The 18,884-nt window shown below is 71.4% G+C and carries 17 protein-coding genes; 16 read left to right on the top strand and 1 reads right to left on the bottom strand.

The features are described from left to right. Positions 1-20 precede the first annotated feature (20 nt). The gene (locus tag ACZ3HQ_RS23555) at positions 21-593 is read right to left on the bottom strand and encodes a beta-class carbonic anhydrase (RefSeq protein WP_467513797.1); all 573 of its coding nucleotides are present in this window, start codon (positions 591-593) and stop codon (positions 21-23) included. A gap of 417 nt (positions 594-1,010) precedes the next feature. On the opposite strand from ACZ3HQ_RS23555, the gene rsmH reads away from it, so the two are divergent. The 16 genes from rsmH (at position 1,011) to ACZ3HQ_RS23475 (ending at position 18,833) form a co-directional block, all read left to right on the top strand. Next, entirely contained in the window at positions 1,011-1,967 is a 957-nt protein-coding gene (gene rsmH / locus ACZ3HQ_RS23550) for a 16S rRNA (cytosine(1402)-N(4))-methyltransferase RsmH (RefSeq protein WP_467513796.1), read from the top strand. 43 nt (positions 1,968-2,010) lie between these two features. Further along, positions 2,011-2,550 carry a cell division protein FtsL gene (gene ftsL, locus ACZ3HQ_RS23545; protein WP_467513794.1) on the top strand — a complete coding sequence of 180 codons (540 nt, stop codon included), beginning with the start codon at positions 2,011-2,013 and terminating at the stop codon, positions 2,548-2,550. 5 nt (positions 2,551-2,555) lie between these two features. Further along, a complete protein-coding gene (locus ACZ3HQ_RS23540; protein ID WP_467513792.1) occupies positions 2,556-4,508 on the top strand; it encodes a peptidoglycan D,D-transpeptidase FtsI family protein in 1,953 nt (650 codons plus the stop codon). Between the two features lie 42 nt (positions 4,509-4,550). Then, positions 4,551-6,230, top strand: coding sequence for a UDP-N-acetylmuramoyl-L-alanyl-D-glutamate--2,6-diaminopimelate ligase (locus ACZ3HQ_RS23535; RefSeq protein WP_467513790.1), 1,680 nt, complete (start codon positions 4,551-4,553; stop codon positions 6,228-6,230). Between the two features lie 4 nt (positions 6,231-6,234). Continuing rightward, positions 6,235-7,650 (top strand): UDP-N-acetylmuramoyl-tripeptide--D-alanyl-D-alanine ligase, encoded by a 1,416-nt coding sequence (locus tag ACZ3HQ_RS23530; RefSeq protein ID WP_467513788.1) that lies wholly within the window; start codon positions 6,235-6,237, stop codon positions 7,648-7,650. Next, positions 7,647-8,720: a phospho-N-acetylmuramoyl-pentapeptide-transferase gene (mraY, locus tag ACZ3HQ_RS23525; RefSeq protein WP_030810142.1), complete on the top strand. Its 1,074-nt coding sequence runs from the start codon at positions 7,647-7,649 to the stop codon at positions 8,718-8,720. The genes ACZ3HQ_RS23530 and mraY overlap by 4 nt, the downstream gene beginning before the upstream one ends. Next, positions 8,702-10,144, top strand: a complete 1,443-nt coding sequence (gene murD / locus ACZ3HQ_RS23520; protein WP_467513786.1) for a UDP-N-acetylmuramoyl-L-alanine--D-glutamate ligase — start codon at positions 8,702-8,704, stop codon at positions 10,142-10,144. The genes mraY and murD overlap by 19 nt, the downstream gene beginning before the upstream one ends. Positions 10,145-10,214: 70 nt before the next feature. Next, positions 10,215-11,573, top strand: a complete 1,359-nt coding sequence (gene ftsW / locus ACZ3HQ_RS23515) for a putative lipid II flippase FtsW (RefSeq protein ID WP_467513784.1) — start codon at positions 10,215-10,217, stop codon at positions 11,571-11,573. A gap of 6 nt (positions 11,574-11,579) precedes the next feature. Then, positions 11,580-12,668, top strand: a complete 1,089-nt coding sequence (gene murG / locus ACZ3HQ_RS23510; RefSeq protein WP_399567267.1) for an undecaprenyldiphospho-muramoylpentapeptide beta-N-acetylglucosaminyltransferase — start codon at positions 11,580-11,582, stop codon at positions 12,666-12,668. A gap of 27 nt (positions 12,669-12,695) precedes the next feature. Next, positions 12,696-13,490 (top strand): cell division protein FtsQ/DivIB, encoded by a 795-nt coding sequence (locus ACZ3HQ_RS23505; RefSeq protein ID WP_467513782.1) that lies wholly within the window; start codon positions 12,696-12,698, stop codon positions 13,488-13,490. 277 nt (positions 13,491-13,767) lie between these two features. Beyond that, complete coding sequence (gene ftsZ, locus ACZ3HQ_RS23500) at positions 13,768-14,988, top strand: cell division protein FtsZ (RefSeq protein WP_467513780.1); 1,221 nt, start codon at positions 13,768-13,770, stop codon at positions 14,986-14,988. Next, the gene (gene pgeF / locus ACZ3HQ_RS23495; RefSeq protein ID WP_467513777.1) at positions 14,985-15,713 is read left to right on the top strand and encodes a peptidoglycan editing factor PgeF; all 729 of its coding nucleotides are present in this window, start codon (positions 14,985-14,987) and stop codon (positions 15,711-15,713) included. Before ftsZ ends, pgeF begins: the two co-directional genes overlap by 4 nt. Positions 15,714-15,719: 6 nt before the next feature. Beyond that, entirely contained in the window at positions 15,720-16,439 is a 720-nt protein-coding gene (locus tag ACZ3HQ_RS23490; RefSeq protein WP_467513775.1) for a YggS family pyridoxal phosphate-dependent enzyme, read from the top strand. 129 nt (positions 16,440-16,568) lie between these two features. Beyond that, entirely contained in the window at positions 16,569-17,210 is a 642-nt protein-coding gene (locus ACZ3HQ_RS23485; protein ID WP_161146522.1) for a cell division protein SepF, read from the top strand. 50 nt (positions 17,211-17,260) lie between these two features. Beyond that, positions 17,261-17,551, top strand: coding sequence for a YggT family protein (locus ACZ3HQ_RS23480; protein ID WP_030810117.1), 291 nt, complete (start codon positions 17,261-17,263; stop codon positions 17,549-17,551). Between the two features lie 52 nt (positions 17,552-17,603). Then, positions 17,604-18,833 carry a DivIVA domain-containing protein gene (locus ACZ3HQ_RS23475; RefSeq protein ID WP_467513773.1) on the top strand — a complete coding sequence of 410 codons (1,230 nt, stop codon included), beginning with the start codon at positions 17,604-17,606 and terminating at the stop codon, positions 18,831-18,833. The last annotated feature ends 51 nt before the right edge of the window (positions 18,834-18,884 follow it).

Here is an 18,884-nt window from a genome sequence, read left to right as displayed (position 1 = left end):
GAGGAGGGGCCGCCGGGGCGTCAGGCCGACTGCGCGTCGCCGCCGTCGGCCGGGTCGATCTCCCGGAGCAGACCGGTGCGCACGTCGAAGACGAAGCCGCGCACGTCGTCGGTGTGCAGCAGGAACGGGGAGGTCCGCACCCGCTGCATCGACTGCCGTACGTCCTGGTCCACGTCCCGGAACGCCTCCACCGCCCACGCCGGGCGCTGGCCGACCTCCATCTCCAGCTCGTGCCGGAACTCCTCGGTGAGGGACTCCAGACCGCACCCGGTGTGGTGGATCAGGACCACGCTGCGGGTGCCCAGCGCGCGCTGACTGATGGTCAGCGAGCGGATCACGTCGTCGGTGACCACGCCGCCCGCGTTGCGGATGGTGTGGCAGTCGCCCAGCTCCAGGCCGAGCGCGGCGTGGAGGTCGAGGCGGGCGTCCATGCAGGCGACGACGGCGACCTGGAGCACCGGACGCGCGTCCATGCCGGGGTCGGTGAACTCGCTCGCATACGTCTGGTTGGCGCCGACCAGGCGGTCCGTGACGCTGCCGCCACCCGTTATGGCGTTGTCGGACCCGGTCGGAACTGCTGCGGAAGTCGTCATGCTCCCGACGTTACTGGTCACCCGTGTCCCCGGCCTGCTGTGGACGGCCACAAAGAACCACTTCGTGGCTTGTTGTGAGCTAACCCACACGGAGCGCGAACCTCCGCCGGACGGGTGAATCCCGGCGAATCGCAGGCCCGCTCCACAAGCCGTACGCGACGCGCAGGCCGGTTGATTGACCGCGACACAGGGTGGACTAAAGTGACGCGAAGCGGGAGGCGCGGCTCTTCCCGCTGGTGAAACCCCCGGAGACCCCGGCATCCGTCCGGACCGTCTCCCCGCGTGCGCGGCGCGTACGTGCGGCCCGGCCTCCTCCCGCTCCCGGCCGGCCGACGCTTCCGGCGCCGGCGGGCCTCCCCTTCACGGAGCGGGCGGGGACCCGGCGGTGCGTACCGCCCGCCGGAATGAGAGGCCCCCTTGACCGAGAGTCGACACGTCCCGGTGATGCTCCAGCGGTGCCTGGACCTGCTGGCGCCCGCCCTGGAGCGGCCGGGAGCGGTGGTCGTCGACTGCACCCTCGGCCTCGGCGGCCACAGCGAGGCGCTGCTGGCCCGCTTCCCCGAGGTCCGGCTGATCGGCCTCGACCGGGACAAGGAAGCCCTCCGGCTCTCCGGCGAACGCCTCGCCCCCTACGGCGACCGCGCCACCCTCGTGCACGCCGTCTACGACGAACTCCCCGAGGTCCTCGACCGCCTGGGCATCCCGTCCGTCCAGGGCGTCCTGTTCGACCTCGGCGTCTCCTCCATGCAGTTGGACGAGGCCGACCGAGGCTTCGCCTACGCCCAGGACGCCCCGCTCGACATGCGTATGGACCAGACGGCCGGCATCAGCGCCGCCGAGGTCCTCAACACCTACCCGGCCGGTGAACTGGTCCGCATCCTGCGCGCCTACGGCGAGGAGAAGCAGGCCAAGCGGATCGTCTCGGCGATCGTCCGCGAGCGCGAGAAGGAGCCGTTCACCAACAGCGCCCGCCTCGTCGAGCTGATCCGGGACGCCCTGCCGCAGGCCGCCAAGCGCACCGGCGGCAACCCCGCCAAGCGCACCTTCCAGGCCCTGCGTATCGAGGTCAACGGCGAACTCTCCGTACTGGAGCGTGCCGTGCCGGCCGCGGTGAAGGCGCTGGCGGTCGGCGGGCGGATCGCCGTGCTGTCGTACCAGTCGCTGGAGGACCGGCTGGTCAAGCAGGTCTTCGCGGCCGGTGCCGCCAACACCGCGCCGCCCGGACTGCCCGTGGTGCCCGAGCGCTACCAGCCCCGCCTCAAGCTCCTCACCCGCGGTGCCGAACTTCCCACCGAGGAGGAGATCGCCGAGAACCGCCGGGCCGCCCCGGCCAGGCTGCGCGGCGTCGAGCGCATCAGGGAGGACACCGAGTGAACGAACGGGGCCGGCCGGGTGCCACGACCCGCCGGGAGGGACAGTGAGCAGCAAGCCCGCACCTCGGGGGAGGGCGGCCCGGCTCGCCCGGCTCATCCCCGCCGGCCGCGCCCGCGCGGCCCGCACCCCCTTCGTCCTCCTCGTCGTCCTGCTCCTGGGCGGCGGACTCCTCGGCCTGCTGGTGCTCAACTCCGCGCTCAGCGAAGGGTCGTTCGAGCTGGACGACATACAGCGCAAGACCAAGAGCCTCACCGACGAGGAGCAGGCCCTCCAGCGGGACATCGACGCCTACTCCGCGCCCGACGCACTCCAGCGCCGCGCCCGCGAACTCGGCATGGTGCCCGGTGGCGACCCCGCCTTCCTCGACCCCGACGGCAGCGTCAAGGGCGTGCCCAGCGCGGCCCCCCGTTCCGCCGTCCTCACCGGCCCCCGCGCCCCCGAGGCGCTGACCGCCGCCCCCACCACCACCCCGGCCACGCCGAGCAGCACCCCCAGCACCACCCCGGCGACCCCCGCCGCCACGACTCCCGCGCCGGGCGGCACCCTCCGGTCCGCCCCCACCACCCCGACCCCCGGCAGGTGACGGAAGTGTCCGACAGGGAAACGCCGCGCCGCCGCGTGCCCGGACCCGCGAGGCCGCCCCGTCCCCGGAGCGCGGCCCCCCGCCGCCCCGGCCCCGGCGCCCGCCCCGCACGCCGCCCCTCCGGCGGCCGCCGGCCCCCGGCCAAGCCCGCCCTGCGGCTCGGCAGCCCCCGGCCCCGGCTGCGCCTGGTCGGCCTCGCCCTCGCCCTGGTGCTGACCGCCTTCACCGTGCGCCTCCTCCAGGTGCAGGCCGTGGACGCCGCCACCTACAGCGCCAAGGCCGAGCAGAACCGCTACGTGGCGCACACCCTGACCGCCGAGCGCGGCGGCATCACCGACCGCAACGGCGTCGCCCTCGCCGTCAGCGAGGACGCCTACGACATCACCGCCGACCCGATGATGTTCAACAGCGAACAGCTCAAGATCTCCGACGGGCCCGAGCAGGCCGCCGCGCTGCTCGCGCCGATCCTCGGCCAGGACCAGGAAACGCTCGTCAAGAAGCTCCGCCCCGCCAACAAGCAGTCCCGCTACGCCCGGCTGGCCTCCCGGCAGACCCCGCAGGTCTGGAAGCAGATCAAGGACCTCAAGGCCGCCTTCGTCAAGAAGGGCACCCCCAACGTGCTCGCCGGGGTCTTCGCCGACCCCAGCAGCCAGCGGGTATACCCCAACAAGGAGCTGGCCGCCGGGATACTGGGCTGGGTCAACAGCGAGGGCCGGGGCGGCGGCGGCATCGAGCAGCAGCTCGACAAGCAGCTCTCCGGCAAGGACGGCAAGATCCGCTACGCCCAGTCCGGCGGCCGCGAGGTGCCCACCGCGGGCTCCACCGAGACGCCCGCCGTGCCCGGCAGCGACGTCGAGCTGACCATCGACCGCGACATCCAGTGGGCCGCGCAGAACGCGATCTCCGAGCAGGTGAGGAAGTCCAGGGCCGACCGCGGCTACGTCGTCGTCCAGGACACCGCCACCGGCCAGATCCTCGCCATGGCCAACTCGCCCGGCTTCGACCCCAACGACCTGTCCAAGGCCGACTCCGCCGCCATGGGCAACCCCGCCCTCCAGGACGCCTACGAACCCGGCTCGACCGCCAAGGTGATGTCCATGGCGGCCGTGCTGGAGGAGAACGCGGCCACCCCGCTCACGCATGTCGTCGTACCCAACCGGCTGCACCGGGGAGACCGGCTCTTCCAGGACGACGTCGACCACGCCACCTGGTACCTCACCCTCAACGGCGTGCTCGCCAAGTCCAGCAACATCGGCACCATCCTCGCCGCCGGCCAGCTCGGCAAGACCCAGCGGGCCGCCAACGACACGCTCTACTCCTACCTGCGCCAGTTCGGCATCGGCCGCTACACCGGGCTCGGCTTCCCCGGCGAGACACCGGGCATCCTCGCGCCCGCCGCCAAGTGGTCCACCTCGCAGCAGTACACGATCCCTTTCGGCCAGGGCTTCTCCATCAACGCCATGCAGGCCGCCTCCGTCTACTCCACCATCGCCAACGGTGGAGTACGCGTCGCGCCCACCCTGGTGCGCGGCACCAGGGGCGCCGACGGCCGCTTCGCCCCCGCGCCCAAGCCCAAGAAGACCCGTGTGGTCAGCGAGAAGACCGCGAAGACCGTCGCCCAGATGCTGGAGTCGGTCGTCGACGACGAGCAGGGCACCGGCGTCAAGGCCCGCATTCCGGGGTACCGGGTGGCGGGCAAGACCGGCACCGCCAACCGCGTCGATCCGGCCACCGGGAGGTACCACGGCTACACCTCGTCCTTCGCCGGATTCGCCCCCGCCGACAAGCCCCGCCTCACCGTCTACTGCGCCATCCAGAACGCCACCTCCGGCAGCTACTTCGGCGGCCAGATCTGCGGTCCGGTCTACAAGCAGGTGATGGAGTTCGCGCTGAAGACCATGCAGGTGCCGCCGACCGGAGCCAAGGCCGCCGCCCTGCCCGTCTCCTACCGGCCCTGACCGCCCCACCGGAACCAGGCAACGACCACCAGGAACGAGCCCGTGACAACGATCACCCCCGACGACGGGAACCGAGGGACCCTCCGCACCGACCGCGAGCCCCGTTTTAGCTCCGGAGCGGGTACTCCCGGTACGCTCACCGCCGTGCCACACGCCGATCAGTCCCAAACCACTCAGAAAGGCGCTTCCGTGACAAATCCGGGACCGCCGCGACCCGTTCAGGTCTCCGCCATCTCCCTCGCGGAACTGGCCGGTCAACTGGGTACCGCCGCGCCCGCCGAGTCCGCCGCGTCCGTCGGGGTCACCGGCATCACCCACGACTCGCGGGCCGTCCGCCCCGGTGACGTGTACGCCGCCCTGTCCGGCGCCAGACTGCACGGCGCCGACTTCGCCACCCAGGCGGCCGGCCTGGGCGCCGTCGCCGTCCTCACCGACCCGGCGGGCGCCGACCGCGCCGCCGCGACCGGCCTGCCGGTCCTGGTCGTGGAGGACCCGCGCGCGGAGATGGGCGAACTGGCGGCCACCATCTACGGCCGGCCCGGCCGGGGCATGCTCCAGATCGGCATCACCGGCACCTCCGGCAAGACCACCACCGCCTACCTGGTCGAGGGCGGCCTGCGGGCCGCCGGCCGGACCACCGGACTGGTCGGCACGGTCGAGACCCGCATCGGCGACGAGCGCATCAAGTCCGAGCGCACCACCCCCGAAGCCACCGACCTCCAGGCCCTGTTCGCCGTCATGCGCGAACGCGGCACCGACGCCGTCGCCATGGAGGTCTCCAGCCACGCCCTGGTCCTCGGCCGGGTCGACGGCTGCGTCTTCGACATCGCGGTCTTCAACAACCTCAGCCCGGAGCACATGGAGTTCCACTCCGGCATGGAGGACTACTTCCAGGCCAAGGCGAGCCTGTTCACCCCCGAGCGCAGCAGGCTCGGCGTGGTCAACGCCGACGACGAGTACGGCCGCAGGCTCGTCACCGAGGCCGGCGTCCCCGTCGTCACCTTCTCCGCCGAAGGCCATCCGGACGCCGACTGGCGCGCCGAGGACGTCCAGATCGGGCCCATGGACTCGACGTTCACCGCGCTCGGGCCCAACGGCGAGCGCGTACACGCCCGTTCGCCGCTGCCCGGCCCGTTCAACGTGGCCAACACCCTCGCCGCGCTGGCCGCCCTCGCCGCCGCCGGGATCGACCCGCAGACCGCCGCCGACGGCATCGCCACCGTGCCCGGCGTCCCCGGCCGCCTGGAGCGCGTCGACGCCGGACAGCCCTACCTCGCCGTCGTCGACTACGCCCACAAGACCGACGCGGTCGAGTCGGTGCTCAAGGCGCTGCGCAAGGTCACCAAGGGCCGGGTGCACCTGGTGCTCGGCTGCGGCGGCGACCGCGACCGCACCAAGCGCGGCCCGATGGGCGCGGCCGCGGCCCGGTACGCCGACACGGCCGTACTGACCTCCGACAACCCCCGCTCCGAGGACCCGCTGGCGATCCTGGCGACCATGCTCGAAGGCGCCGCCTCCGTCCCCGCGCACGAGCGGGGCGAGGTGCTGCTCTTCGAGGAGCGGGCCGCCGCCATCGCCGCCGCAGTGGGCCGCGCCGCCGCCGGTGACACGGTGCTGGTCGCGGGCAAGGGCCACGAGCAGGGCCAGGACATCGCCGGCGTGATCCGTCCCTTCGACGACCGCCAGGTGCTCCGCGAAGCAATCCAGAACACCCAGGGATGAACTTGTGATCGCCCTCTCCCTCGCCGAGATCGCATCAGTCGTCGGCGGGCAGACGCACGACATACCGGATACGTCCGTCCAGGTCACCGGCCCGGTCGTCCGGGACTCCCGCGAGGTGGTGCCCGGCACCCTGTTCGTCGCCTTCGTCGGCGAGCGGGTGGACGGTCACGACTTCGCGGCCCAGGTCGTCGAGGCGGGCGCCGTCGCCGTACTGGCGACGCGTCCCGTCGGCGTGCCCGCGATCGTCGTGGACGACGTGCAGACCGCCCTCGGCGCCCTCGCCCGGCACGTGGTGGAGCGCCTCGGCGCCACCCTCGTCGCGCTGACCGGCTCGGCCGGCAAGACCAGCACCAAGGACCTGATCGCCCAGGTGCTGGGCGGCAAGGCGCCGACCGTGTTCACGCCCGGCTCGCTCAACAACGAGATCGGGCTGCCGCTGACCGCCCTGTCCGCCACCGAGGAGACGAAGTTCCTCGTGCTGGAGATGGGCGCCCGCGGCATCGGACACATCCGGTACCTCGCCGAACTCACCCCGCCGAAGGTCGGGTTGGTGCTCAACGTGGGCAGCGCCCACATCGGCGAGTTCGGTGGCCGCGAGCAGATCGCCCAGGCCAAGGGCGAGTTGGTGGAGAGCCTGCCCGCAGCGGCCGACGGCGGCGTGGCGATCCTCAACGCCGACGACCCGCTGGTGCGCGCGATGGCCTCCCGTACCAAGGCGAAGGTGGTCCTTTTCGGAGAGTCGGCCGAAGCGGACGTACGCGCCGAGAACGTACGACTCACGGACAGCGGACAGCCCTCCTTCAGGCTTCACACACCCTCCGGTGCAAGCGACGTGACCATGCGCCTGTACGGTGAGCACCACGTGTCGAACGCGCTCGCCGCGGCCGCCGTCGCCCATGAGCTGGGCATGTCCGCAACCGAGATTGCCACCGCGCTCTCCGGGGCGGGCACCCTCTCCCGCTGGCGCATGGAGGTCACCGAGCGCCCGGACGGCGTGACCATCGTCAATGACGCCTACAACGCCAACCCCGAGTCCATGCGGGCCGCCCTCAGGGCGCTCGCGGCCATGGGCAAGGGGCGCCGCACGTGGGCGGTGCTCGGCAAGATGGCCGAGCTGGGGGACGAGGCTCTCGCCGAGCACGACGCGGTCGGACGGCTCGCCGTCCGGCTCAACGTCAGCAAGCTCGTCGCGGTCGGTGGCATCGAAGCCTCCTGGCTGCAACTGGGCGCATACAACGAGGGTTCGTGGGGTGAGGAGTCGGTGCACGTGTCCGACGCACAGGCGGCGATCGACCTTTTGCGCAAGCAGTTGCGTCCGGGGGACGTCGTGCTGGTGAAGGCGTCCCGGTCGGTGGGGCTGGAGAGTGTCGCGCAGACGCTCGCCGAGGCCGGTACCGAGGGTGAGGTCGCCGCCCGATGATGAACCAGGTCCTGTTCTCGGGCGTCATCGGTCTCTTCCTGACGCTGATCGGCACCCCGCTGCTGATCAAGCTCCTCGCCCGCAAGGGTTACGGCCAGTACATCCGCGACGACGGCCCGCGCGAGCACGCCAGCAAGCGCGGTACGCCGACCATGGGCGGTATCGCCTTCATCCTGGCCACGATCGCCGCGTACTTCCTCAGCAAGGTGATCACCGGCAAGCCGCCGACCTACTCCGGTCTGCTGGTGCTCGGCCTGATGTTCGGCATGGGCCTGGTCGGCTTCCTCGACGACTACATCAAGATCGTCAAGCGCCGTTCGCTCGGTCTGCGGGCCAAGGCGAAGATGGCCGGCCAGCTCATAGTCGGCATCGGCTTCGCCGTCCTCGCCCTCCAGTTCCCCGACAACCGGGGCAACACGCCGGCCTCCACCAAGCTGTCGTTCATCACGGACTTCGGCTGGACCATCGGCCCGGTGCTGTTCGTGGTCTGGGCGCTCTTCATGATCCTCGCCATGTCCAACGGCGTGAACCTCACCGACGGTCTGGACGGCCTGGCCACCGGCGCCTCCGTCCTCGTCTTCGGCGCCTACACGTTCATCGGCGTCTGGCAGTTCCAGGAGTCCTGCGCCAACGCCATGACCCTGACCAACCCGGCCGCCTGCTACGAGGTGCGCGACCCGCTGGACCTCGCGGTGGTCGCCTCCGCCCTGATGGGCGCCTGCCTGGGCTTCCTGTGGTGGAACACCTCCCCGGCGAAGATCTTCATGGGCGACACCGGCTCGCTCGCCCTCGGCGGTGTCCTCACCGGCCTGGCCATCCTCTCCCGCACGGAGCTGCTGGTGGCCATCATGGGCGGCCTGTTCGTCCTCATCACCATGTCGGTCGTCATCCAGGTCGGCTCCTTCCGGCTCACCGGGAAGCGCGTCTTCCGGATGGCGCCGCTCCAGCACCACTTCGAACTCAAGGGCTGGTCCGAGGTCCTTGTCGTGGTCCGCTTCTGGATCATCCAGGGCATCTGCGTCATCGTCGGACTGGGCCTCTTCTACGCGGGATGGGCAGCGGACAAGTGACCTCCTCGGTGCCCTCGGGGCCCAGCGAATTCCAGGGCAAGCACGTCACCGTCGCCGGGCTCGGCGTCTCCGGCCTGCCGGCCGCGAAGGCGCTGCACGCGCGCGGGGCGGTCGTCACGGCCGTCAACGACGGCGACGACGCCCGCGCCCGCGAGCAGGCGGCGGAACTGGAGGCGCTCGGCATCACCGTCCGCCTCGGCGACGGCGCGACCCTGCCCGAGGGCACCGAGCTGATCGTCACCGCGCCCGGCTGGCAGCCCGGCAAGCCGCTGTTCCGCGCCGCCGAGCAGGCGGGCGTCCCCATTTGGGGCGACGTCGAGCTGGCCTGGCGCCTGCGCGGCCCCGACGCGGCTCCCTGGCTCGCCGTCACCGGCACCAACGGCAAGACCACGACCGTGCAGATGCTCGCCTCCATCCTCAAGGCGGCGGGTCTGCGCACGGCCGCGGTCGGCAACATCGGCGTCTCCCTGCTGGACGCCGTCCTCGGCGACGAGAAGTACGACGTGCTCGCCGTCGAGCTGTCCAGCTACCAGCTCCACTGGGCGCCCTCCCTGCGCGCCTACTCCGGCGCCGTCCTCAACCTCGCCCCGGACCACCTCGACTGGCACGGCTCCATGGACGCCTACGCCGCCGACAAGGGCCGCATCTACGAGGGCAACAAGGTCGCCTGCGTCTACAACGTGGCCGACCCGCGCACCGAGGACCTGGTGCGCGAGGCCGATGTCGAAGAGGGCTGCCGGGCCGTCGGGTTCACGCTCCAGGCGCCCGCGGTCTCCCAACTCGGCGTCGTGGACGGCATCCTGGTCGACCGCGCCTTCGTGGAGAACCGGCAGAAGAACGCGCAGGAGCTGGCCGAGGTCTCCGACGTCGACCCGCCCGCCCCGCACAACATCGCCAACGCCCTTGCCGCGGCGGCCCTCGCGCGCTCCTTCGGGGTGCCCGCGCAGGCGGTGCGCGACGGACTGCGCGCCTTCAAGCCGGACGCCCACCGCATCGCCCACGTCGCCGACATCGACGGCGTGGCCTACGTGGACGACTCCAAGGCGACCAACACCCATGCCGCACAAGCGTCGTTGGCCGCCTACGAGCCGATCGTGTGGATCGCGGGGGGACTGGCCAAGGGTGCCGAGTTCGACGAGCTGGTGGCCAACTCCGCGAAGCGGTTGCGGGGCGTCGTCCTGATCGGCGCCGACCGCGCGCTGATCCGCGAGGCCCTCGCGCGACACGCCCCGGAAGTACCCGTCGTGGACCTCGACCGGACCGACACTGGGGCGATGCTCCAGGCGGTGACGGAGGCGAAGCGGCTGGCCCGGGCGGGCGACACGGTCCTGCTGGCCCCGGCCTGCGCCTCCATGGACATGTTCACCAACTACAACCAGCGCGGCGACGCGTTCGCGGCCGCGGTCCGCGAACTCGGCGCCTGACCCCGGCCGCCCGTGCCGGGCGGACCTTGGGAGGGACGCGTGGGACGGTCGACGTTCAGCGGAGGCCAGGATGCCCAGTAGCCGTACCGGACGGCCGCCCGTACAGCGGGCGGCCCGTCCCGCGCCCCCGAGGATCGCGGGCGAGAACCCGCTGCGCCGGCTGCGCACCCGCGCCCGCAAGGCGTGGGACCGCCCGCTGACCGCCTACTACCTGATCCTGGGCGGCAGCATGCTGATCACCGTCCTGGGGCTGGTGATGGTCTACTCGGCCTCCCAGATCACCGCGCTGCAGCTCTCGCTGCCCGGCTCGTTCTTCTTCCGCAAGCAGTTCCTCGCCGCGCTCATCGGCGGCGCGCTGCTGTTCGCCGCCTCCCGGATGCCGGTCAAGCTGCACCGGGCGCTGGCCTACCCGATCCTGGCCGCCGCCGTGTTCTCCATGGCCCTGGTGCAGGTGCCGGGGATAGGGATGTCGGTCAACGGCAACCGGAACTGGATCGCGCTCGGCGGCTCCTTCCAGATCCAGCCCAGCGAGTTCGGCAAGCTCGCCCTGGTGCTGTGGGGCGCCGACCTGATCGCCCGCAAGCAGGAGAAGCGGCTGCTGACCCAGTGGAAGCACATGCTGGTCCCGCTGGTCCCGGTCGCCTTCCTGCTGCTCGGACTGATCATGCTCGGCGGTGACATGGGCACCGCGATCATCCTCACCGCGATCCTCTTCGGCCTGCTCTGGCTGGCCGGCGCCCCGACCCGGCTCTTCGCCGGGGTGCTGTCGGTGGCGGGGCTGATCGGTGTGATCCTCATCAAGACCAGCCCCAACCGGATGGCCCGGCTCGCCTGCATCGGCGCCACCGAGCCCAAGGCGGGCGCCGCCGACTGCTGGCAGGCCGTGCACGGCATCTACGCCCTGGCCTCGGGCGGGATCTTCGGTTCCGGACTCGGCGCCAGCGTGGAGAAATGGGGCCAACTCCCCGAAGCCCACACGGACTTCATCTTCGCCGTCACAGGTGAGGAACTGGGTCTCGCGGGCACGCTGTCGGTACTGGCCCTGTTCGCGGCTCTAGGCTATGCGGGTATCCGCGTGGCCGGACGCACGGAGGACCCCTTCGTGAGGTACGCCGCGGGAGGCGTGACGACGTGGCTCATCGCCCAGGCGGTGATCAACATCGGTGCGGTGCTCGGCCTGCTGCCGATCGCCGGCGTCCCGCTCCCGCTGTTCTCCTACGGAGGGTCCGCCCTGCTGCCGACCATGTTCGCCGTCGGGCTGCTGATCGCGTTCGCGCGTGACGAGCCCGGTGCGCGGGCGGCACTTGCGATGCGGCAACCCCGCTTTGGTAGAAAGCGGTCGGGGGGCTCCCGTGCCGAGCGGGTGCCACGGAGATGGAACACGATGCGACGGCGTGCCTCGGCGGCGCGTCCGTCCGGAGAGCGGTGAATTTCGGTGCATGTCGTACTCGCCGGCGGGGGTACCGCGGGCCACATCGAGCCCGCGCTCGCCCTCGCGGACGCCCTGCGGAGGCAGGACCCCACCGTGGGGATCACGGCCCTGGGCACGGAGCGCGGCCTGGAGACCCGGCTCGTCCCGGAGCGCGGCTACGAGCTGGCGCTGATCCCGGCGGTCCCGCTGCCGCGCAAGCCCACCCCCGAGCTGATCACCGTGCCGGGCCGGCTGCGGGGCACGATCAAGGCCGCCGAGCAGGTCCTGGAGCGCACCAAGGCGGACGCGGTGGTCGGCTTCGGCGGCTACGTCGCGCTGCCCGCCTACCTGGCCGCCAAGCGCCTGGGCGTGCCGATCGTGATCCACGAGGCCAACGCCCGCCCCGGCCTGGCCAACAAGATCGGCTCGCGCTACGCGGCCCGGGTCGCGGTCTCCACGCCCGACAGCAAGCTGCGCGACGCCCGCTACATCGGCATCCCGCTGCGCCGCTCCATCGCCACCCTGGACCGTGCCGCCGCGCGCCCCGAGGCCCGCGCCCGCTTCGGCCTGGACCCCAACCTGCCCACGCTGCTCGTCTCCGGCGGCTCCCAGGGCGCCCGGCACCTCAACGAGGTCGTGCAGCGGGTCGCGCCCTGGCTCCAGCAGGCAGGCATCCAGATCCTGCACGCGGTCGGCCCGAAGAACGAACTACCGCAGGTGCAGCAGATGCCGGGGATGCCCCCGTACGTCCCGGTAAGTTATCTGGACCGGATGGACCTCGCGTACGCCGCGGCCGACATGATGCTCTGCCGCGCGGGCGCGATGACCGTCGCCGAACTGACCGCCGTCGGGCTCCCGGCCGCCTACGTCCCGCTGCCCATCGGCAACGGCGAACAGCGGCTCAACGCCCAGCCGGTGGTCAAGGCGGGCGGCGGACTCCTCGTGGACGACGCGGAACTGACGCCGGAGTGGGTGCAGCAGAACGTGCTCCCCGTCCTCGCCGACCCGCACCGTCTCTACGAGATGTCCCGCGCCGCCGGTGAGTTCGGCCGCCGGGACGCCGACGACCTGCTCGTCGGCATGGTGTACGAGGCCATCGCCTCCAGCCGTTAGGCATCGCACGACGAAGGGACAGCGAGCGTGGCCGGTTCGACCACCGCCGAGCGCGGTGAACGCCAGCAGGAGTCGGCCGGCCCGCCGCTCGTCCGCCGATGGAGGCGCCCCCGCCTTCGTGTGATCATCGTTCTGGCCGTCGTGCTGGTCCTGTCGGCCGCAGGCACCGTCTGGCTGCTCTACGGCTCCGAGTGGCTGCGCGTACGGCACGTCTCGGTCTCCGGCACCGAGGTGCTCACCCCCGCCGAGGTCCGCCACGCGGCTGCCGTGCCGGTCGGCGCCCCGCTGGCCTCCATCGGCACGGACGCCGTGGAGGCCCGGCTGCGGGGGAAGTTGCGCCGTATCGACACCGTCGAGGTGTCCCGGTCCTGGCCCGACGGCATCACGCTGAAGGTCACCGAGCGCACCCCGGTACTGCTTGCCCGCGAGAACGGGAAGTTCACCGAGATCGATCACGAGGGCGTACGGTTCGCGGTCGTGGGGAAGGCGCCGAAGGGTGTACCGATGCTCGAACTCGCCGCTTCCCGCAAGGGATCGGGTGCCGCCAGCCTGCGCCGCTTCGGCACCGGGCGTCTCGTGCGCGAGGCGGTCCGGGTGGCCGGCAGCCTCCCGCCCGCCGTCGCCCGCGACACCGGGACGGTCAAGGTGGGCTCGTTCGACGCCATCACGCTGGAGTTGGGCCGCGGGCGCACCGTCGAGTGGGGGAGCGGGGAGCAGGGCCGCGCCAAGGCACGGGCCCTCACAGCTCTCATGAAAGCAGCTCCGGACGCCCGGCACTTCGATGTGAGTGTGCCCACCGCCCCCGCGTCAGCGGGGAGTTGACGCACATCAGCGCAGGCCAGCACCCTGGTTGGGCACTGCTACGGCTGATCACATAGGGTGAAAAGAAAAACGGGAGGTTCGGCGTGTTCGTTGAACGGGCGCCGCTTGTCGACTTAGTGTCCTGTTCAGAAGACTCCAGGGAACAGACACACTGGTAACCCTAAACTTCAGCGTTAGGGTTCGGGTCGGCGTTCGGACCGTCCCAATTCGGCATCCGTCGTCCCGGTCGGGGAACCGCCCGGCGCGACAACGTAATTCGAGGCGAGAGGCCTTCGACGTGGCAGCACCGCAGAACTACCTCGCAGTCATCAAGGTCATCGGTGTCGGCGGCGGTGGTGTCAATGCCATCAACCGGATGATCGAGGTCGGCCTCAAGGGCGTTGAGTTCATCGCCATCAACACCGACGCACAGGCATTGTTGATGAGCGACGCCGACGTCAAGCTGGACGTCGGCCGTGAACTCACCCGCGGACTCGGCGCCGGCGCCAACCCGGCCGTCGGCCGCAAGGCCGCCGAGGACCACCGCGAGGAGATCGAAGAGGTCCTCAAGGGGGCCGACATGGTCTTCGTGACCGCCGGCGAGGGCGGCGGCACCGGCACCGGCGGCGCGCCCGTCGTGGCCAACATCGCCCGCTCGCTGGGCGCCCTCACCATCGGCGTGGTCACCCGCCCGTTCACCTTCGAGGGCCGCCGCCGCGCCAACCAGGCCGAGGACGGCATCGCGGAGCTGCGCGAAGAGGTCGACACCCTCATCGTGATCCCCAACGACCGGCTGCTGTCCATCTCGGACCGCCAGGTCTCGGTCCTGGACGCGTTCAAGTCCGCCGACCAGGTCCTGCTCTCCGGTGTCCAGGGCATCACCGACCTGATCACCACCCCCGGTCTGATCAACCTCGACTTCGCCGACGTCAAGTCGGTCATGTCCGAGGCCGGTTCGGCCCTCATGGGCATCGGCTCGGCCCGCGGCGACGACCGGGCGGTGGCCGCCGCCGAGATGGCGATCTCCTCGCCGCTGCTGGAGGCGTCCATCGACGGCGCCCGGGGCGTCCTGCTCTCCATCTCCGGCGGTTCCGACCTCGGCCTGTTCGAGATCAACGAGGCGGCCCAGCTCGTCAGCGAGGCCGCCCACCCCGAGGCCAACATCATCTTCGGCGCGGTCATCGACGACGCCCTCGGCGACGAGGTGCGGGTCACCGTGATCGCGGCCGGCTTCGACGGCGGCCAGCCCCCGGCCCGCCGGGACAACGTCCTCGGCTCGTCCTCGGCCTCCTCCTCCACCTCCTCGGCCCCGCGCCGCGAGGAGCCCGCTCCGCCGCGCCAGCAGCAGGCGGAGAGCCGTCCGACCTTCGGGTCGCTCGGCAGCGTGACCCCGAAGGACGAGCCGGAGCCGGCCCCCGAGCCGGTGGTCGAGATCCCGGTGGCCCCGCCGGTGCCGCAGTCCCGTACCTACGCGGACAGCGCGGCCGAGGAGCTGGACGTGCCGGACTTCCTGAAGTGATAGGACAGCGCGAACACGTGAGCGGCGCGCACTTCGCCTTCACCGACAGGTGGGGCGGGGTGAGCGCCGCTCCGTATGCGGAGCTCAACCTCGGCGGCGCGGTCGGCGACGACCCCGGCGCCGTGCGGACCAACCGCGAACTGACCGCGAAGGCGCTGGGCGTGGACCCGGCGCTCGTGGTCTGGATGAACCAGGTGCACGGCGCCGGGGTCGCGGTCGTGGACGAGCCCTGGGGCGAACGCCCGGTGCCGGAGGTCGACGCGCTCGTCACCGCGCGGCGCGGCCTCGCCCTCGCCGTGCTCACCGCCGACTGCGTACCGGTGCTGCTCGCCGACCCCGTCGCGGGTGTCGTCGCGGCGGCGCACGCGGGACGGCCCGGCATGCTCGCCGGGGTCGTCCCGGCCGCCGTGCGCGCCATGACCGGACTGGGCGCCGAGCCCGGCCGGATCGTCGCCCGCACCGGACCCGCCGTGTGCGGCCGGTGCTACGAGGTGCCGGAGGCGATGCGCGCCGAGGTGGCCGCCGCCGAACCGGCGGCGCACGCCGAGACGAGCTGGGGCACTCCCGCCGTCGACGTGAGCGCCGGAGTGCACGCGCAACTCGACCGGCTCGGCGTGCGAGACCGGGAGCAATCCCCGGTGTGTACAAGGGAGTCGGACGATCACTTCTCGTACCGCCGCGACCGCTCCACCGGGCGGCTCGCCGGCTATGTGTGGCTGGACTGATGGGGCATGACGGACCGTAGGACCGAACTCGCCGGGAATCTGGCGAAGGTTGAGGAACGCATCGCCGCCGCGTGCGCGGCCGCGGGGCGGGCGCGTGAAGAGGTGACCCTGATCGTGGTCACCAAGACCTACCCGGCCGACGATGTCCGCATCCTGTCGGAACTGGGGGTGCGTCAGGTCGCGGAGAACCGGGACCAGGACGCGGCCCCCAAGCACGCCGAGTGCGCGGATCTGCCCCTGGAATGGCACTTCGTGGGTCAGTTGCAGACCAACAAGGTGCGTTCCGTGGTCGGTTATGCCGATGTCGTGCAGTCCGTCGACCGGGACCGGCTCGTCACCGCACTCTCCAAGGAGGCCGTGCGGGCCGGGCGCGAGATCGGCTGCCTCATCCAGGTCGCCCTGGACGCGGGCGCGAGCGGCCGGGGCGAGCGGGGCGGGATCGCACCGGCCGGGATCGGGGAGTTGGCCGACCTGATCGCCGGCTCGCCCGGACTGCGGCTGGACGGCCTGATGACGGTCGCGCCGCTCACCGGGGAGTACGCGGGACGCGAACGCGCGGCGTTCGAACGGCTCGTGGATTTGTCGACCGACCTGCGCCGGGCCCATCCTGCTGCAACCATGGTGTCCGCAGGGATGAGCGCGGACCTCGAGGAGGCCGTGGCGGCCGGGGCGACACATGTGCGCGTCGGCAGCGCGGTACTCGGAGTCCGTCCCAGGCTCGGGTAACGTCGCCAAGAAGTCGGACCACAGCAGAAAATATGGTCAATGCCCGCCGAAAGCGGGCGCAACGACCGAGTGGATCGCGGGAACTTGGCAGTCGTCACCCGATCCACCACAGAGCGGAGGACTCAGAGCATGGCCGGCGCGATGCGCAAGATGGCGGTCTACCTCGGCCTCGTGGAGGACGATGGGTACGACGGCCGGGGTTTCGACCCCGACGACGACTTCGAGCCCGAACTGGACCCGGAGCCCGAGCGGGACCACCGACGACATGAGCCGACACACCAGTCGCACAGTGCACATGTGTCCCAAAGGGATGAATCGGTGCGAGTGGTGCAGCCTCCGGCGCAACGCGAACCGGTGTCCCATTCCCCGGCGCTGACCGCGGAATCGGGCCGCCCGGCGCGTATCGCGCCCGTGGCGTCCATCACACAAGAACGTCAGTCCCTGGAGAAGAACGCGCCGGTGATCATGCCCAAGGTCGTGTCGGAACGAGAGCCGTACCGCATCACCACGCTGCACCCGCGGACCTACAACGAGGCCCGTACCATCGGGGAACACTTCCGTGAGGGCACCCCGGTGATCATGAATCTGACCGAGATGGACGACACCGACGCGAAGCGACTTGTCGACTTTGCGGCGGGTTTGGTGTTTGGACTCCACGGCAGTATCGAACGGGTGACGCAGAAGGTCTTCCTGTTGTCTCCTGCTAACGTCGATGTCACGGCGGAGGACAAGGCCCGCATCGCAGAGGGCGGGTTCTTCAACCAGAGCTGAAGACGTACCACCGGAAGACGCACGGAACAGGGGAGAGGGAACCAGTAGCCATGAGCGTGTTCGCGCAGGTGATCTACATCGCGCTGATGGTGTTTCTCGTCGTCCTGATCTTCCGGCTGGTCATGGACTACGTCTTCCAGTTCGCCCGCTCGTGGCAACCCGGCAAGGCGATGGTGGTCGTACTGGAGGCCACCTACACTGTCACCGATCCACCGTTGAAGCTTCTGCGGCGGTTCATCCCGCCGTTGCGGCTCGGGGGCGTGGCACTCGACCTGTCCTTCTTCGTCCTGATGATCATCGTCTACATCCTCATCACCGTGGCGGGGAGCTTCGTGCGATGAGGGTGGACGATACGGTCTTGCCGACTGCCGATGACTACGTTGAGGTGAAGAGATGCCGTTGACCCCCGAGGACGTGCGGAACAAGCAGTTCACGACCGTCCGCCTCCGAGAAGGCTATGACGAGGACGAGGTCGATGCCTTCCTCGACGAGGTCGAAGCCGAACTGACCCGTCTGCTCCGCGAGAACGAGGATCTGCGCGCCAAGCTGGCCGCCGCCACGCGGGCCGCCGCGCAGAACCAGCAGAACATGCGCAAGCCCCCGGAGCAGGGTGGGCAGGACCAGCAGCAGGGCATGCGCGGTCCGGGCGCCCCGGTTCCCGCCGGGATATCGGGCCCGCCGCAGCAGCAGATGGGTGGCCCCATGGGTGGCCCGCCCCAGCTGCCGAGCGGTGCCCCGCAGCTCCCCGCCGGTCCCGGCGGACAGGGCGGCCCGCAGGGCCCCGGCCCGATGGGCCAGGGTCAGATGGGTCCCGGTCCGATGGGCCAGGGCCAGGGACAGATGGGCCAGGGCCCGATGGGTCAGGGTCCGATGGGCCAGCAGGGCCCCGGCCCCATGGGTCAGGGTCCCGGTCCGATGGGCCAGGGTCCGATGGGCGGCCAGCCGCCCATGCCGCAGCAGATGGGCGGCCCCATGGGCGGTCCGATGGGCGGCCCCGGCCTGCCCGGTCAGGGTGGCCCCGGCGGCGACAGCGCCGCGCGTGTCCTCTCGCTGGCCCAGCAGACCGCCGACCAGGCGATCGCCGAGGCCCGCTCCGAGGCCAACAAGATCGTCGGCGAGGCCCGCAGCCGCGCCGAGGGTCTGGAGCGCGACGCCCGTGCCAAGGCCGACGCCCTGGAGCGGGACGCGCAGGAGAAGCACCGCGTGGCCATGGGCTCCCTGGAGTCCGCGCGCGCCACGCTGGAGCGCAAGGTCGAGGACCTGCGCGGCTTCGAGCGCGAGTACCGGACGCGTCTGAAGTCGTACCTGGAGTCTCAGCTCCGTCAGCTCGAGACGCAGGCCGACGACTCGCTCGCTCCGCCGCGTACTCCGGCCGCCGCGTCCCTCCCGCCGTCCCCGGCGCCCTCGATGGCTCCGGCCGGCGCGAGCGCCCCGTCCTACGGCGGCGGCAACCAGGGCATGGGCGGTCCCCAGTCGCCCGCCGGCCCGTCGTACGGCGGCCAGCAGCAGATGACACCGGCCATGACCCAGCCGATGGCTCCGGTCCGGCCGCAGGGTCCGTCCCCGATGGGCCAGGCTCCCTCGCCGATGCGTGGGTTCCTGATCGACGAGGACGACAACTGACGGCCGCGCACGGCCTGTAGTACGCCACAGGCGTCGGCAGCGTTCAGGGCG

Source organism: Streptomyces sp. NPDC018263 (assembly GCF_055562575.1).
This window is presented reverse-complemented; position numbering and strand designations above follow the sequence as displayed.

Bases quoted from the DNA above. Each gene is read 5' to 3' on its own strand.
- ACZ3HQ_RS23555 (WP_467513797.1), bottom strand. From the start codon at position 593: ATGACGACTTCCGCAGCAGTTCCGACCGGGTCCGACAACGCCATAACG.
- mraY (WP_030810142.1), top strand. From the start codon at position 7,647: ATGATGAACCAGGTCCTGTTCTCGGGCGTCATCGGTCTCTTCCTGACG.
- murD (WP_467513786.1), top strand. From the start codon at position 8,702: ATGGGCAGCGGACAAGTGACCTCCTCGGTGCCCTCGGGGCCCAGCGAA.
- ftsW (WP_467513784.1), top strand. From the start codon at position 10,215: ATGCCCAGTAGCCGTACCGGACGGCCGCCCGTACAGCGGGCGGCCCGT.
- ACZ3HQ_RS23490 (WP_467513775.1), top strand. From the start codon at position 15,720: ATGACGGACCGTAGGACCGAACTCGCCGGGAATCTGGCGAAGGTTGAG.
- ACZ3HQ_RS23485 (WP_161146522.1), top strand. From the start codon at position 16,569: ATGGCCGGCGCGATGCGCAAGATGGCGGTCTACCTCGGCCTCGTGGAG.
- ACZ3HQ_RS23480 (WP_030810117.1), top strand. From the start codon at position 17,261: ATGAGCGTGTTCGCGCAGGTGATCTACATCGCGCTGATGGTGTTTCTC.
- ACZ3HQ_RS23475 (WP_467513773.1), top strand. From the start codon at position 17,604: ATGCCGTTGACCCCCGAGGACGTGCGGAACAAGCAGTTCACGACCGTC.